This window comes from Brucella sp. NBRC 14130, from assembly GCF_040371715.1.
Taxonomy (GTDB): domain Bacteria; phylum Pseudomonadota; class Alphaproteobacteria; order Rhizobiales; family Rhizobiaceae; genus Brucella; species Brucella intermedia.
The window spans coordinates 117,462-132,302 of the sequence record NZ_BAABTE010000002.1; the positions used below are offsets into that span (position 1 = coordinate 117,462).

Here is a 14,841-nt window from a genome sequence, read left to right on the forward strand (position 1 = left end):
CAACATGTCTGATTTTAGCCAACTGCGCCTTTGGTCGGGAAAGGCATGACGTTGCTACCTTCGATGACTTTGGTAGCCTTGTCTTCAAGCTTGAGACCACCAGCGCGCAGAAGGTCGGTAAAGCGACCGCCGCGTGCGGCAAGCTCATCGAAGCTGCCGCTTTCAACCAGATGTCCCTTGTCCATGAACAGGACCAGATCGGCCGAACGAACCGTCGAAAGACGGTGCGCGATGATAAAGGTTGTACGGTCATGGCTCAGATCGTCCACCGCCTGTTTCACCTTCTCTTCGGTTTCGACGTCAAGCGCACTGGTGGCTTCGTCAAGAACGAGGATGGGCGAATCCTTCAGGATAGCACGCGCAATCGCGAGACGCTGGCGTTCGCCGCCTGAAAGCTGCGAGCCACGTTCGCCGACAACGGTATCGTAGCCATCGCTCTTGGCCAGAATGAAGTCGTGGGCGGCAGCAGCGCGAGCGGCAGCGTGCACTTCTTCAGATGTGGCGTCTTCACGACCAACACGAATATTCTCTTCAACAGAGCGATTGAACAGTCCGGCGTCCTGAAAGACGGTCGCAATAGCATGACGCAGGGAGCGACGGCTGACGGTACGCGTATCGGTTCCATCGATGGTGATGCGACCGGCTGCCGGATCGAAGACCCGTTGCAGCAGATTGATGAGTGTGGTCTTGCCCGCGCCGGTGGGGCCGACAATAGCCACCGTCTGCCCTGGCTTGATCTCGAAAGACACGTCATAGACGCCCTGACCGGAGTTCGGAAACTCGAAGGTAACGTTGTCGAAAACGATGTCGCCCTTGACGTTGGCGAGGTCCGAAACGTCCTGCGGTTCCTGACGGTCAGCGGTTGCATCTTCCATCTGGAAAAATTCTTCAAGCTTGGCGCGTGCGGTTACGGTCTGATTGATGAAAGCGCTGATCTGATCGAGACGGCCGATCATCAGTTGGGCAAAACCGATAAAGGCGATCACGTCGCCGACGCGCATCTGGCCCTTGGTGACGAAGTAGGCGCCCAGAACGAGGACAACCACCATCGAGAAGGTCGAGGCCATCCGGTTCAGGCCGCTGGCAAGTGCCCACCAGTTGAGAACGGGGAACTGGGCCTTCTCAAGATTTTTGGCATAATTGCGCAGGGATTGCGTTTCCGACGCGATACGGTTGTAGCTCTGCACGACCGAGACGTTGCTGATCGTATCGCTGACATGCTCGAAAAGCTTGTGGTGGTGCTTTTCGACAGCTGTCTGACCGTCCTTGGTCTTGCGCATGACCAACTGCCCGATCATCACATAGATGACGCCGAGCACAATAAGCACCAGCGACATGCGCATATCCATGTTCATGGCAACCGGGATAAGCGTCGCCAGAGCAACGATTGTCGTCAGATGCTGGCGCATGAATTCGAGCCAGAGGGTGAAAAGCGAGTCCGTTGCGCGGATCAGCGTATGGAGCGCGTTGGACGTGCCGCGCTTCTGGTGCCACGAAAGCGGCATCGTGATGAGACGCTCATAGGAATCGATCATCACGCCCAGACGGCGGCGGTGTGCGAGACGGTCTGCGCCGCGGGCCACAAAGACGGCGGCAACAATGTTGAAGCCGCCGAGTGCAGCCCACATCGCCAGGGGCGAGAAAATGTCACCCTTGTCGGAGATAGCCTGAATGACCCGACCGAACAGAATTGGTTCGGCAAGTGTGACCAGGGCAACCAGGACGCTGGCCACGCACATGGTTATCGTTGCAGCCTTCTCGACCGCAAGATATTCCATGGCTCGCCAGTAGATTTTGAGCAATGACACTTTCGCACTCCCGCTCGTGTATTCACGGGCTAAATGGTATAGCCCGCTTGTTCTATCAATATCAGATGGCGACAAGAAGTGGCGATTGGGTGTCAAGACCGACCATAAATTAAAAACGTATGTAACCGAGCGTGAAGTTTATGCGTGGAAATCAAACTCTTTGAAGAAAGAGAACCGGTTTCCTTCAAAGCAGCCAAATTTCGGTTTTCGGGAATTCCGCCTAGCAATCCGCGAAACTCGCGTCTATTGAGATGACTAAATGACCGGCGGGCTAGTACACGCCGTATTAGGAAGAGTTGATCGGGTTTCTCCATGGCAGTCGTTGAACAGAAGATTGTGGATACAGGCGAGGCGGGCATGCGGCTCGACCGCTGGTTCAAGGTCCATTATCCAGGCCTGGGTTTCGGTCACCTGCAAAAACTTCTGCGGTCGGGCCAGATCCGTATCGACGGCTCCCGGGCCAAGGCCGATACACGTGTTCAAGCCGGGCAGACTGTTCGCATTCCGCCGCTCGGCGTCGATGAAAAAGCCACCGGACCGGTTACGGCGCGAACAATCCGCAGCCAGCAGGACGGTGATGTGCTTTCGCAGATGCTTCTGTACGAAGACCCGAAAGTGTATGTTTTCAACAAACCGGCAGGCCTCGCTGTGCAGGGCGGGTCCGGCGTAACGCGACATATCGACGGTATGCTGGAGGCATGGCGCAACAAAAAGGGCGAAAAGCCGCGTCTTGTGCACCGCATCGACCGTGACACGTCGGGCGTGCTCGTCGTGGCGCGCACCCGCGGCGCGGCACAGGCGTTAACCGCCGCTTTTCGCGAGCGCGATACCAAGAAGACCTACTGGGCCTTGGTAAAAGGTGTTCCACGCAAGCGCGAGGACAAGATTTCCACGTGGCTGGTCAAGGATCAGACGCCCGACGGTGACAAGATGCGTGTCTGCCAGCATGGCGAACCGGACTCTGATCATGCGGTCTCTTATTATCGCATCATCGAGAAGGCAGGGAACAACCTGACCTGGCTCGAGATGGAACCCTATACCGGCAGAACCCATCAGCTGCGCGTTCATGCGGCTTATATCGGTCATCCAATTATCGGTGATCCAAAATATTTTGAAGCTGACCAGAATTGGGAGTTTCCGGGCGGGATTCAGAAACGGCTGCATCTTCATGCACGCCGCATTCGCATTCCGAACCCGTCGGGCGGCATCATCGATGTGACGGCTCCTTTGCCGCCACACATGGTGCAGTCGTGGAATCTGCTCGGCTTTGACGAGGAAAGCGCGGTAGATTAAAAATGTCAGGCGAAGCGGGGGGATCGTCCCAAGGACGAGTTTCGTTCGATGGGCTGGCCATCATGCTGGTCGTGTTCATCATGTTCAGTTGGGGGCTTAATCAGGTTGCCATCAAGATCGGCAATCAAGGTTTCAACCCTATGCTCATGGCGGCGGGACGTTCTGCGCTCGGCGGCATGTGTGTCTTTCTCTGGTGTTGTTGGCGTCGTATCCCGCTTTTCAAGCGTGATGGCACGCTTGCGGCGGGAATAGCCGCCGGATTGCTATTCGGCACCGAGTTCGTCCTGATTTTTCTGGCGATGGAGCTGACAAGCGTGGGACGTGTAACGCTCATGATGAATGTCATGCCGTTCTGGGTCGCTATCGGCAGTCATTTCCTTTTAGGCGAACGCATGTCTGTTCGTGCGTTCATCGGCATGTGTATCGCCTTTCTGGGCGTGTTTCTGGTCTTTTCCGATCATGTCAGCCGTCCGGGACCGCATGCGATATATGGCGATATGCTAGCGCTGGTGTCCGGTGTGTTGTGGGGTTTAACCACGCTGGTCATCAAGCGGACCCGGCTTGCCTACACAGCGCCGGAGAAGACACTTCTTTACCAGTTGGTGATTGCAACGCTGGTGCCGTTGCCGTTCATTTCGTTGAGTGGCCCGCTGCTTCGCAGTCCCGATGTGTTGTCAATATTAGCCTTCCTGTTTCAGGCGGTATTCGTGGTGGCGTTTACCTATCCGCTCTGGTTCTGGATGGTACGCCGATACCCCGTGTCAAAACTTTCAAACTTTGCCTTTCTCACGCCGGCTTTCGGCGTGTTATTGAGCGGCCTCATCCTGAACGAGCCACTGAGCTGGAAAATATTTGCGGCTCTCGCGTTGATCGGTTGCGGACTGATGATTATCAGCAAGCCGGCAAAGGTATCCAACGCCCGATGAAACTTGTACTCTTCGATTGCGACGGAACGCTCGTCGACAGCGGCGACTTCATTCACAGATGCATGGCAACCAGTTTTGCCGATGCTGGTCTGGAACCTCCTGCAATCGAGGAAACGCATTCGATCATCGGCCTGTCGTTGCATCTTGCCATTGCGAAGCTGTTGAATCGGGAACCGGACGAGCAGGTCCACTGGCTGACACAACGTTACAAGCAAAACTTCGTGATGTTGCGACAGGCGCCGGACTTCGCAGAGCCGCTTTATGATGGAATTCTGCCGCTCCTGAGCGAGCTTGGGGCGAGGGACGATCTTCTGCTCGGTATCGTAACCGGCAAGTCGCAGCGCGGTGTCCGCTCTGTTTTTGAACGTCACGGTATAGGGCACCATTTCGTGGTCACACGTACCGCCGATGACTGCCCGTCGAAGCCGCATCCGGCTATGGTGCTTGAATCCTGTGCTGAAATGGGAATAGAACCCAATCGAACGATTGTTATCGGCGATGCTGTTTATGATATGCAGATGGCCCGCTCGGCGGGCGCTATGGCCGCAGGCGTCTCCTGGGGTTATCATCACCGGCAGGGACTGATCGAAGCTGGCGCCCATCATATTCTGGAAGTGCCATCTGAACTCCATGCATTGCTGCAGACTATGGACGAACAGGTCCTCTAGTTGTTGGGGCGTTCTGCCAAGTCAGCGATACAGAACTGGATAAATATATGCGTGATATTCTGAGTGATCTTGAAGCGGGAAAGCAGCTTTCCGACGAGAACCCCATCGTGCGTGCGCAGAAGCAGATGCTGGCGCAACTGCCCAAACGTTTCTACGAGAAAGCAGAAGTAGCCGAAGTTGAAGGCGGTTTTGCAGTCCATCTGGACGGTCGTCCGGTCAAGACGCCAGCGCGCAGCCTGCTGAGGTTGCCGACGAAGGCCGCTGCCGAGATCGTGGCGGACGAATTTGCTGCTCAGGAAAAGGTCATCGATCCCGGCAAAATGCCCGCAACGCGTTTGGTCAATACGGCAATCGACGGAATTGCGCAGGACCCGCAGGCGGTTTTCGAGGATATTCTACGTTTTGCGGGTACGGATATGCTTTGCTATCGCGCCGACAGTCCGCAGGAACTCGTTTCTCGGCAGACGCAGCAATGGGACCCGCTGATCGATTGGATGCAAGGGCTTGGCGCACGGTTTTCGCTCGCCGAAGGTGTAATGCATATTGAGCAGCCGCGTGAAGCCATAGCAGCCTTTGGTGTGCATCTGTCTGCCTTCAAGGATCCAATTGCACTGGCGGCTCTGCATACGATGACGACACTGACGGGGTCAGCGATTATTGCACTGGCTATAGCAAAAGGCGAAGTGACCGCGGAACAAGGCTGGCAGCTGGCCCATATCGATGAGGATTGGACCATCGAACATTGGGGAGCCGATGCGGAAGCAGTGGAGCGCCGCAGGAGCCGTGAAATCGAAATGATGATGGCTGCCCGCGTGCTCGCAGCCCTTTAAATAACATGTCTATTGCATTGGTCTAACAAAGAAACCCCGGCGTTGCCGGGGTTTCTTTTTTTGGGGGCCTCGGTAGAAGGCAAAAAACGCGCGGACTACCTGAACCGGTGTCCGCGCACTTTTTTAAACCGAGTAATACATGTCGTACTCGACCGGGTGCGGCGTCGTTTCATAACGCATCACTTCGGCCATCTTGAGTTCGATGAAGCTGTCGATCTGATCGTCGTCGAACACACCGCCGGCCTTGAGGAATTCACGATCCTTGTCGAGCGACTGCAGGGCTTCGCGCAGGGAACCGCAGACGGTTGGAATTTTCTTCAGTTCCTTGGCGGGCAGATCATAAAGATCCTTGTCCATGGCCTGTCCCGGATGAATCTTGTTCTTGATGCCGTCAAGACCAGCCATCAGCAGGGCAGCAAAGCACAGATAAGGGTTGGCCGCCGGGTCAGGGAAGCGAACTTCCAGACGCTTGGACTTCGGCGAGTTGCCAAACGGAATACGGCAGGAAGCCGAACGGTTGCGAGCCGAATAGGCGAGCAGAACCGGAGCTTCATAACCTGGAACCAGACGCTTGTAGGAGTTGGTTGACGGATTGGTGAATGCATTCACGGCCTTTGCGTGCTTGATGACGCCGCCGATGAAATAGAGGCAGTTTTCCGACAGGCCAGCATATTCGTTGCCAGCGAAGGTCGGCTTGCCTTCTTTCCAGATCGAGAAGTGGACATGCATGCCCGAGCCGTTGTCACCGAAGATTGGTTTCGGCATGAAGGTCGCCGTCTTGCCATAAGCATTGGCAACCTGATGCACGACATACTTGTAGATCTGCATCTTGTCTGCATTGCGCACGAGCGTGTCGAATTTGACGCCGAGTTCGTGCTGGGCGGAAGCCACTTCATGGTGATGCTTTTCGACAGTCACACCCATTTCGGTGAGAACGGTCAGCATTTCCGAGCGCATGTCCTGCGCGCTGTCGATTGGCGGAACCGGGAAATAGCCGCCCTTAACACGCGGACGGTGGCCGAGGTTGCCTGTTTCATAATCGGTGTCGTCATTCGACGGAAGTTCGGTCGAATCGAGCTTGAAACCGGTATTGTACGGGTCGGCCTTGTATTTCACGTCGTCGAAGACAAAGAATTCAGCTTCCGGGCCGACATAGACCGTATCGCCGATACCGAGCGACTTCATGTAGGCTTCGGCCTTCTTCGCGGTCGTGCGGGGATCGCGGCCATAGGCCTCGCCCGAAACGGGGTCGAGAATGTCGCAAAGGATGACGAGTGTAGACTGAGCGAAGAACGGATCGATATGAGCGGTCGTCGGATCCGGCATCAAAACCATGTCGGATTCGTTGATTGCCTTCCAGCCAGCGATGGAAGAGCCGTCGAACATCACGCCGTCGACAAACATGTCTTCGTCGACGAGGCCGATATCCATCGTAACGTGCTGCAGCTTACCCTTCGGATCGGTGAAGCGAAGGTCGACAAACTTGATGTCGTTGTCTTTGATTTGTTTCAGAATATCGTTGGCAGTCGTCATATTAATTCCCTGTTTGCACGACGATGGATTGTACGCAGGTATTGTCAGATGGCATCCACGCCGGATTCACCGGTACGGATACGGATAACTTCTTCGATGTTGGAGACGAAAATCTTGCCATCGCCGATGCGTCCCGTCTGGGCAGCCTTGCGGATGGCTTCAATAGCGCTGTCCACGGTTTCGTCTGCGACGATGACTTCAACTTTCACCTTGGGAAGAAAGTCGACGACATATTCGGCGCCGCGGTAAAGCTCGGTATGACCCTTCTGTCGTCCAAAGCCCTTGGCTTCGATGACAGTGATCCCCTGCAAGCCGACTTCCTGAAGGGCTTCCTTCACTTCATCCAGCTTGAAGGGCTTTATGATGGCTTCGATCTTTTTCATCAGAGAATGGTCTCCGCTCTTCTTCGGAAATGAGCATTGTGCCCGCTTCACCCATAGAGAAGCATGAACTGTGCCAGTTTGAATGGGGTGTGAAAATTTTCTCCCACTTCCTTCATCTGGAGGCAGATTGGCACTAATCATGATGCTAGTGCAAGCGCCACTCTGGCGGCGCGCAAGAAAAGCGGTTCTATCAACTGGGCCTTCTGGCTAAAAAATAGCCATTTCGCCTTAAAAGAAGGCAAGCTTGCATAAAGCCCGCTGCCGCGTATTTAATCACTCCAATCACCCATGTTCAAAAGGTACGCGATGTACGAGTTGCTGACCCCGCAGGAAATGGCAGAAGCGGATCGCCAGACGATAAAGGCTGGTATCAAGGATGGCTTTTCGCTGATGTTGGTGGCAGGACGCGCCGTCGCGGAGGTTGCGCAGGGGATGTTCGCCCGCAATTCGCCGGTCGCGGTTCTGTGCGGACCCGGCAATAACGGTGGTGACGGCTATGTCGCGGCCCAACTTCTGCTGGAAGCCGGTCTGGAGGTCATGTGTTTTGCATCGGCTCCTCCGCAAAAAGGTTCGGATGCCATGCGCGCATCGCTTTTTTACAAGGGGCCTGTCTCGAATCTGGGTGAGTTTTCAGCCGTCAGTTTTGGGGGCGTGATCGATGCTTTATTCGGTGCCGGGCTCGCCCGCGATATTCATGGGTCCGAAGCCGTTGCGATTGATGCGCTGAACAGTTCGGACGTACCGGTGGTGGCTGTTGATTTGCCGAGTGGCATATCGGGTGAGACCGGAGAGGTTCTGGGAACAGCGATCCGGGCGCGCGCCACAGTTACTTTTTTTCGAAAGAAGCCCGGCCATCTGCTGCAGCCGGGAAGGGCGCATTGCGGGGTGCTTCACGTCGCGGATATCGGCATTCCCGATCATATACTTGCAGCCATCGAGCCCCATACTTTTGAAAATGCGCCCGAGCTTTGGGAAGGTGCCCTTCCTGTGCTGGGCGTTGAAACTTATAAATATAGTCGCGGCCACGCAGCCGTGTTTTCGGGTGGCCCTCATTCGACTGGCGCTGCGCGTCTCTCGGCTCTCGCCGCAGCACGCATTGGGGCAGGGGCGGTTACGCTTTTATCTCCGCCCGATGCGATGGCGATTAATGCTGCCAATCTGACCAGCATCATGGTTCGCGAAACCCGCAGCTTGAAGGATGTTCGGCAGTTTTTCGCCGAGCGCAAGGTTGGAGCGGCGGTCCTCGGTCCGGGCTACGGGAATCCAGCATTTGCGCGTGAGCACGCACTATTTCTCGCCGCTGGCGGACTAGAGGGGTGCCACGGACTGGTCCTCGATGCTGACGGAATTACGGCCTTTGAGCAGGACCCAAATGAGCTTTTCGATCGCCGGCAGGATGCCCGGTCTGCACTTGTGCTGACACCACATGAAGGTGAATTTCGACGGCTTTTTCCCGATATTGCAAAGGCTGCGGTCTCGAAGATTGAAAAGGCGCGTGAGGCGGCAAGGCGCGCCAACGCTATCATTGTATATAAAGGGCCTGATAGCGTGATTGCGGAACCGGGCGGGGTGGCCGTGGTCAACGCCAATGGAACTCTTTTGCTCGCAACGGCAGGATCAGGCGATGTTTTGACCGGAATTGTATGCGGCCTGCTTGCGCAGGGCATGCCCGCATTCGCGGCAGCCTGTGCTGCTGTGTGGATACATGCCGACGCAGCCCGCCGTTTCGGTCATGGGCTTATCGCCGAAGATTTGCCCGCTCAACTGCCAGCCGTCCTGTCGGCGCTGGCCCGAGCTTCCCGAAATTAGCGACGGGACGAGCGACTGTTTCCGGTGCCGACATCGACGCTAATGCTGCCCGAAATCGACACGTCGGTGTTACCAACACGAAAATTTCTCCAGTTGCCGCTTTGTGCCTGATCCGGTTCGGGAGCGGGTGGTGGAGCGGACACTATTGGTTTTTGCGGGTGCACGCCGGGCAAACCCGGCGATCCATCATTCGCAGACGCCGTTGATAATGCGGCTAAGAAAATCGCGCCCGATACTAGAATCCGCAGCGTAGACATTTTCTGCTTCCCGTTACACTGGATCAGTTACGGCAGCGATGAGTTCGCCAGCCATTTCGAGAGTGAACTCGTCAAAATGCGAGATGACGCGGCTAGGACCATAATGCTGCACGGGCAGATCAGTATATCCGAAATCGACGGCAACAACGGGGATGCCAGCCGCTTTCGCAGTGTCGATGTCGGTGCGGCTGTCGCCAACCATTATGGCCCGTTCGCGATTGCCGCCTGCACGTGCGATGGTGTCAGTAAGGTGACGCGGGTCAGGCTTGCGATAAGCGAATGTATCTGCCCCGCAGATCGCTGCAAATCGCGTGGCTTCGCCCATCGAAGTCAGGAGTTTTACCGACAGGGCCTCGAATTTGTTCGTGCAGACCGCCAGTTCGTAACCGCTCGCGGAGAAGCGGTCCATTGCCTCCAGTACGCCTGGAAAGAAAGTGGAATGCCCCGGCATATTATTCGCATAATGCTCCCGGAACTCTTCTACGAGGTTATCGAGTTGCGCTTCGTCTGCCTGTTTCTGCTGCGCGGCGAATGCGCGTTCGATCATGACGCGTCCGCCTTGTCCCACGAATCTGCGCAACGATTCACGGTCGGCTGTTTTCAGTCCGGATATCGCCAGGCAGTGATTGAGGCTATCGAGAAGGTCTGGTGCTGTATCGACGATGGTTCCGTCGAGATCGAAAACGATGATGGGCTTGGGATTAGCAGCAGACATTAGCTTCTCGTATGTGAAAATAGGGAATAGAGAACTCCTATCTGATTGTCGTCCTCGGCTCAACCTCGCGATCAGATTTGCTTAAAATCCGAAATTCTGCGTCATAGTTCGAATAGAAGCTTTGTTGCGCCGCGCCCGCATGCTAGAGGCGAACCGGATGACAATGAGAATCCGCTGGGATTTCGGGGAACTTGGTATGGATGAAGCTCGCAAGTTAAAAATTGCAGCCGCCGCAGAAGCACTCACACACGTCAAGGACGGAATGCGTCTGGGAATTGGTACCGGTTCAACTGCCGAGGAGTTTGTGCGACTGCTTGCTGAAAAGGTAAGTGGTGGCTTCAAGATCATTGGCGTGCCCACTTCCGAACGTACCGCCAAGCTTTGTGAGGAACTCGGAGTTCCGCTTACAACGCTTGACGAAACGCCCCATCTCGATCTCACGGTTGACGGTGCGGACGAAGTCGATACCAATCTCTCGCTCATCAAGGGTGGCGGTGGGGCGCTTCTTCGTGAAAAGATCGTTGCTGCCGCCTCTGATGCAATGATCGTCATTGCCGACAGCTCCAAGGTGGTCGAGACGCTCGGACGTTTTCCTCTGCCAGTGGAAGTCAACCGCTTCGGTCTTGGCGCGACCTTCCGCGCTATCGAGGAAGCAGCTGCAAAGTGTGGCCTTGCAGGCCCGCTGGCACTGCGTTTAAAAGATGGCTCACCCTTCGTAACAGATGGTGGGCATTATATCGTGGATGCATCTTTTGGCCGCATTCCCGATCCAAAGACACTATCTGACGCTCTCTTCGCAATTCCAGGCGTTGTCGAGCACGGACTTTTCATCGGACTCGCGCGTGCGGCAGTGATTGCCGGCAACGACGGCATCCGCACCATGAACCGGTCTTGAACTGATTGAACGGAGTACTGACTTATGATCCCGGCAACTGGCTTTCGCCGTCTGATTGCACCGTTTTCCGCGCTCGTACTGATGTCGGGCATTCACGCAGCATCGGCACAGGAAATCTCTGAAGCCCATCTGGAAGCTGCCCGCGCTGCTATTTCTGCAATTAATGCCACCGAGCAGTTCGACGAAATTCTTCCGAATGCGGCGCGCTCCCTGAAGGGCGAGCTGATTCAGAAGGACCCGAATCTGGAAGCCCTCATCACCAAGACAGTCGATGACAAGGCTTTGGCTCTTGCTTCCCGCCGCGCAGATCTCGAAACCGAATCCGCTCGCGCTTACGCAAAGGCTTTTTCGGAAGACGAACTGAAGGCTATCGCAGCATTCTATACGTCGTCTGCAGGCAAGAAGCTTTTGTCGGAAGGCCCGATTGTAACACGTGAAGTCGTCAAGGCCGCCAATATCTGGCAGAACGGCATCGCCCGGGATCTGGCAACCAGCGTGGCAGAAGTTCTGGCCGCACAGGCCGGCGCCGCTGCCGCTCCGGCGCAGCCTGCACAGCAGTAATTTTAGCGATAACAGGGAATTTGAAAGCCCGGTCACTTGGCCGGGCTTTTTCTTTTGCCTACATATCGGCCAACCTAATGTTTTTTGGAGAATCCCATGTCCGGCTTCGATTATGATCTTTTTGTTATCGGCGGCGGGTCCGGCGGGGTCCGGGCTGCCCGCCTTGCCGGAGCGATGGGTAAGAAAGTCGCCCTTGCTGAAGAGTATCGCATGGGCGGAACTTGCGTTATCCGTGGGTGTGTCCCGAAGAAGCTTTTTGTCTATGCCTCGCAGTTCCCCGAACATTTCGAAGATGCTGCTGGCTATGGCTGGAATGTGGGCGCATCGGCATTCGACTGGAAAAAGCTGATCGATGCCAAGGACAAGGAGATTGCACGGCTAGAGGGGCTCTACACCAAGGGGCTCCAGAATTCTGAAGTCGAGATTTTCGCCAGCCGTGCTGAATTGATCGATGAGCATACCGTCGAACTGAAGGCGGAGGGTCGCCGCATAACGACCGACCAGATATTGATTGCGACGGGCGGCCACCCCACGATGCCGGAAACCATGCCGGGCCATGAATATTGCATCAGTTCCAATGAAGCGTTCCATCTCGCCGAGCTGCCGAAAGCGATCGCCATCGCAGGTGGCGGTTATATCGCTGTTGAGTTCGCGAACATATTCCATGGTCTTGGCGTCGAGACCACGCTCGTCTATCGCGGCAAGGAGATTCTCTCCCGTTTCGATCCCGACTTGCGCCATCTCTTGCACGAAACCATGGAAGCAAAGGGCATCCGTATCATTTGCGAAGCGGTTTTCGAGAAAATCGAGAAGCAGTCCGACGGCAACCTGAAGATTTCGCTGAATAACGGCGACAGGTTGGAAGTCGGTCAGGCAATGATGGCTATCGGGCGCAAAGCCAACACGACTGGTCTCGGCCTGGAGAGGGCTGGTGTAAAGACGGATGAGCTGGGTGCCATTCTTGTGGACGATTATTCACGCACCAATATCGCGAATATATGGGCAGTGGGCGACGTCACGAACCGTGTCCAGCTGACGCCCGTGGCAATCCATGAAGCAATGTGCTTTCTCGAGACAGCCTTCAAGGACAATCCGACGAAGCCGGATCATGAACTGATCGCGACGGCCGTCTTCTCGCAGCCGGAAATCGGTACTGTCGGCCTGCCCGAAGATGAGGCTGCGAAGAAGTATCCGGAGCTTGAAGTCTACAGAGCACTGTTCCGTCCGATGAAGAACACGCTTTCCGGTCGAAACGAGAAAATGCTGATGAAGCTCATCGTGGATGCAGTAAGCCGCCGTGTGATCGGAGCCCATATCATGGGGCCGGATGCTGGTGAGATGGCCCAGCTTCTGGGCATTTCGCTCAAGGCTGGCGCGACCAAGGATGACTTCGATCGCACGATGGCGGTTCATCCGACTGCGGCCGAAGAACTGGTCACCATGTACAAGCCGACCTATCGGGTTGTACATGGTGAGAAAGTCGCCGGATAAATCTTTCGCAGCCGGTTTCTTCGGTTAACGAATATTGCTGGCATAAAGTTTCAGCCTGCATTATATCAGCGCGATCACGCACGCCGGTTTTCCGGGATATGCTGTCATCTTTGTCAGATGGGGCTGTCCGTTAAGGAATTCCGGCTTTCGTGCAAGGAGGATATAATCCGAGAGAAATCGAGCGGATAGAAGCAAACAGGTGCTCAAATGACGAAGAACTGGACCCCGCATTCCTGGAGAAGCAAGCCGATCAAGCAAGTGCCGTTTTATCCGGACGCACAGGCTCTGAACGACGTTGAGGCCCGTCTTCGCACCTATCCGCCGCTGGTTTTTGCAGGTGAAGCGCGCAAGCTCAAGCAGCAGTTGGCCGAGGTTGCGGAAGGCAAGGCATTTCTGCTTCAGGGCGGTGATTGCGCCGAAAGTTTTGCGGAACACGGCGCAGACAATATCCGCGACTTTTTCCGTGTATTCCTTCAGATGGCCGTCGTGCTTACATTTGGCGCATCGAAGCCTGTTGTGAAGGTTGGCCGTATCGCCGGTCAGTTCGCCAAGCCGCGTTCGTCCGACATGGAAACGCTGAATGGCGTAGAACTGCCATCTTACCGTGGTGACATCATCAACGGTATCGAATTTGATTCAGCTTCGCGCACACCCGATCCTCAGCGGCAGGACATGGCATACCGTCAGTCGGCGGCGACGCTCAATCTGCTGCGCGCTTTCGCTCAGGGCGGCTACGCAAATCTGGAGAACGTTCACCAGTGGATGCTCGGCTTTGTCGGCAAAAGCCCACAGGCAGAACGCTATGCAGCTTTGGCCCAGCGTATTTCCGAAACCATGAACTTCATGCGTGCAATCGGGATTACGGCTGACAGCAATCATTCGTTGCGCGAAACCGATTTCTACACCAGCCATGAAGCGCTGCTTCTTGGGTATGAGGAAGCGCTGACCCGTGTCGACTCGACCTCTGGCGATTGGTATGGCACGTCCGGTCACATGATCTGGATCGGCGACCGCACCCGCCAGGCCGATCACGCGCATATTGAATACTGTCGCGGCATCAAGAATCCGCTCGGTCTCAAATGCGGCCCGTCTTTGCAGCCGGATGATCTTATCCGCCTGATCGATCTTCTGAATCCCGAAAATGAAGCAGGTCGCCTGACGCTGATTGCGCGCTTTGGCTACGATAAGGTCGGCGATCACCTGCCGCAGCTTATTCGTGCTGTCGAGAAGGAAGGCCGTAAGGTCGTATGGTCATGCGACCCCATGCACGGCAACACGATCACCGCTGGCGGCTACAAGACCCGTCCGTTCGACCGTATCCTCAAGGAAGTGGAATCTTTCTTCGCGATCCATCGTGCCGAAGGCACGCATCCGGGCGGCATCCATGTCGAAATGACCGGTAAGAACGTAACGGAATGCACAGGCGGCGCACGTGCGATCTCGGCCGAGGATCTGCATGATCGCTACCATACGCATTGCGACCCACGTTTGAACGCCGATCAGGCGCTGGAACTGGCGTTTCTGCTGGCTGAACTCCTCAAGAAGGAGCGCGATGCTGGAACTGCCCAACTGGCGGAAATCGCCTGATCCTGCAAAGATAGTGCGTTTTGATTTTGAGCATCAAAACGCACATCCATTATTATCTTCTAAATACTATTAAAATTACTTGCTC

At 55.6% G+C, this 14,841-nt stretch carries 14 protein-coding genes; 9 read left to right on the forward strand and 5 right to left on the reverse strand.

What is annotated here, in order from left to right; translation table 11 throughout:
• Positions 1–14: 14 nt before the first annotated feature.
• Positions 15–1,808 (reverse strand): glucan ABC transporter ATP-binding protein/ permease, encoded by a 1,794-nt coding sequence (locus ABWW28_RS04085; RefSeq protein WP_025089512.1) that lies wholly within the window; start codon positions 1,806–1,808, stop codon positions 15–17.
• Positions 1,809–2,120: 312 nt separating this feature from the next.
• Between ABWW28_RS04085 and ABWW28_RS04090 the strand changes: the two genes are divergently transcribed.
• The 4 genes from ABWW28_RS04090 to ABWW28_RS04105 are packed head-to-tail and all read left to right on the forward strand — an operon-like array spanning position 2,121 to position 5,525.
• Positions 2,121–3,101, forward strand: a complete 981-nt coding sequence (locus tag ABWW28_RS04090; protein WP_021585195.1) for an RluA family pseudouridine synthase — start codon at positions 2,121–2,123, stop codon at positions 3,099–3,101.
• A 2-nt stretch (positions 3,102–3,103) separates the two neighbouring features.
• The gene (locus ABWW28_RS04095; protein ID WP_021585194.1) at positions 3,104–4,027 is read left to right on the forward strand and encodes a DMT family transporter; all 924 of its coding nucleotides are present in this window, start codon (positions 3,104–3,106) and stop codon (positions 4,025–4,027) included.
• Positions 4,024–4,695 (forward strand): HAD-IA family hydrolase, encoded by a 672-nt coding sequence (locus tag ABWW28_RS04100; RefSeq protein ID WP_021585193.1) that lies wholly within the window; start codon positions 4,024–4,026, stop codon positions 4,693–4,695. Before ABWW28_RS04095 ends, ABWW28_RS04100 begins: the two co-directional genes overlap by 4 nt.
• A 47-nt stretch (positions 4,696–4,742) precedes the next feature.
• Positions 4,743–5,525 (forward strand): ATP12 family chaperone protein, encoded by a 783-nt coding sequence (locus tag ABWW28_RS04105; protein WP_021585192.1) that lies wholly within the window; start codon positions 4,743–4,745, stop codon positions 5,523–5,525.
• Positions 5,526–5,648: 123 nt separating this feature from the next.
• Here the strand turns inward: ABWW28_RS04105 and glnA are convergent, their stop codons facing one another.
• Both glnA and ABWW28_RS04115 read right to left on the reverse strand, forming a co-directional pair.
• Positions 5,649–7,058: a type I glutamate--ammonia ligase gene (gene glnA / locus ABWW28_RS04110; protein ID WP_006466891.1), complete on the reverse strand. Its 1,410-nt coding sequence runs from the start codon at positions 7,056–7,058 to the stop codon at positions 5,649–5,651.
• A 44-nt stretch (positions 7,059–7,102) separates the two neighbouring features.
• Entirely contained in the window at positions 7,103–7,441 is a 339-nt protein-coding gene (locus ABWW28_RS04115) for a P-II family nitrogen regulator (RefSeq protein ID WP_002964122.1), read from the reverse strand.
• 306 nt (positions 7,442–7,747) lie between these two features.
• Between ABWW28_RS04115 and ABWW28_RS04120 the strand changes: the two genes are divergently transcribed.
• Positions 7,748–9,250 carry an NAD(P)H-hydrate dehydratase gene (locus ABWW28_RS04120; protein ID WP_353390356.1) on the forward strand — a complete coding sequence of 501 codons (1,503 nt, stop codon included), beginning with the start codon at positions 7,748–7,750 and terminating at the stop codon, positions 9,248–9,250.
• Here the strand turns inward: ABWW28_RS04120 and ABWW28_RS04125 are convergent.
• On the reverse strand, positions 9,247–9,507 hold the full coding sequence (locus ABWW28_RS04125; protein ID WP_112669750.1) for a hypothetical protein: 261 nt from the start codon (positions 9,505–9,507) through the stop codon (positions 9,247–9,249). The two genes, ABWW28_RS04120 and ABWW28_RS04125, sit on opposite strands and share 4 nt — an antisense overlap.
• Before the next feature lie 13 nt (positions 9,508–9,520).
• On the reverse strand, positions 9,521–10,222 hold the full coding sequence (locus tag ABWW28_RS04130) for an HAD family hydrolase (protein WP_021585190.1): 702 nt from the start codon (positions 10,220–10,222) through the stop codon (positions 9,521–9,523).
• 196 nt (positions 10,223–10,418) lie between these two features.
• Here ABWW28_RS04130 and rpiA point away from each other — a divergent pair, with 196 nt between their 5' ends.
• From rpiA to ABWW28_RS04150, 4 genes are all read left to right on the forward strand, one after another.
• Complete coding sequence (gene rpiA / locus ABWW28_RS04135; protein ID WP_006470515.1) at positions 10,419–11,117, forward strand: ribose-5-phosphate isomerase RpiA; 699 nt, start codon at positions 10,419–10,421, stop codon at positions 11,115–11,117.
• Between the two features lie 24 nt (positions 11,118–11,141).
• Complete coding sequence (locus ABWW28_RS04140) at positions 11,142–11,678, forward strand: DUF2059 domain-containing protein (protein ID WP_006466887.1); 537 nt, start codon at positions 11,142–11,144, stop codon at positions 11,676–11,678.
• 96 nt (positions 11,679–11,774) lie between these two features.
• On the forward strand, positions 11,775–13,169 hold the full coding sequence (gene gor / locus ABWW28_RS04145) for a glutathione-disulfide reductase (protein WP_021585188.1): 1,395 nt from the start codon (positions 11,775–11,777) through the stop codon (positions 13,167–13,169).
• 207 nt (positions 13,170–13,376) lie between these two features.
• Positions 13,377–14,756, forward strand: a complete 1,380-nt coding sequence (locus tag ABWW28_RS04150) for a class II 3-deoxy-7-phosphoheptulonate synthase (RefSeq protein ID WP_021585187.1) — start codon at positions 13,377–13,379, stop codon at positions 14,754–14,756.
• The last annotated feature ends 85 nt before the right edge of the window (positions 14,757–14,841 follow it).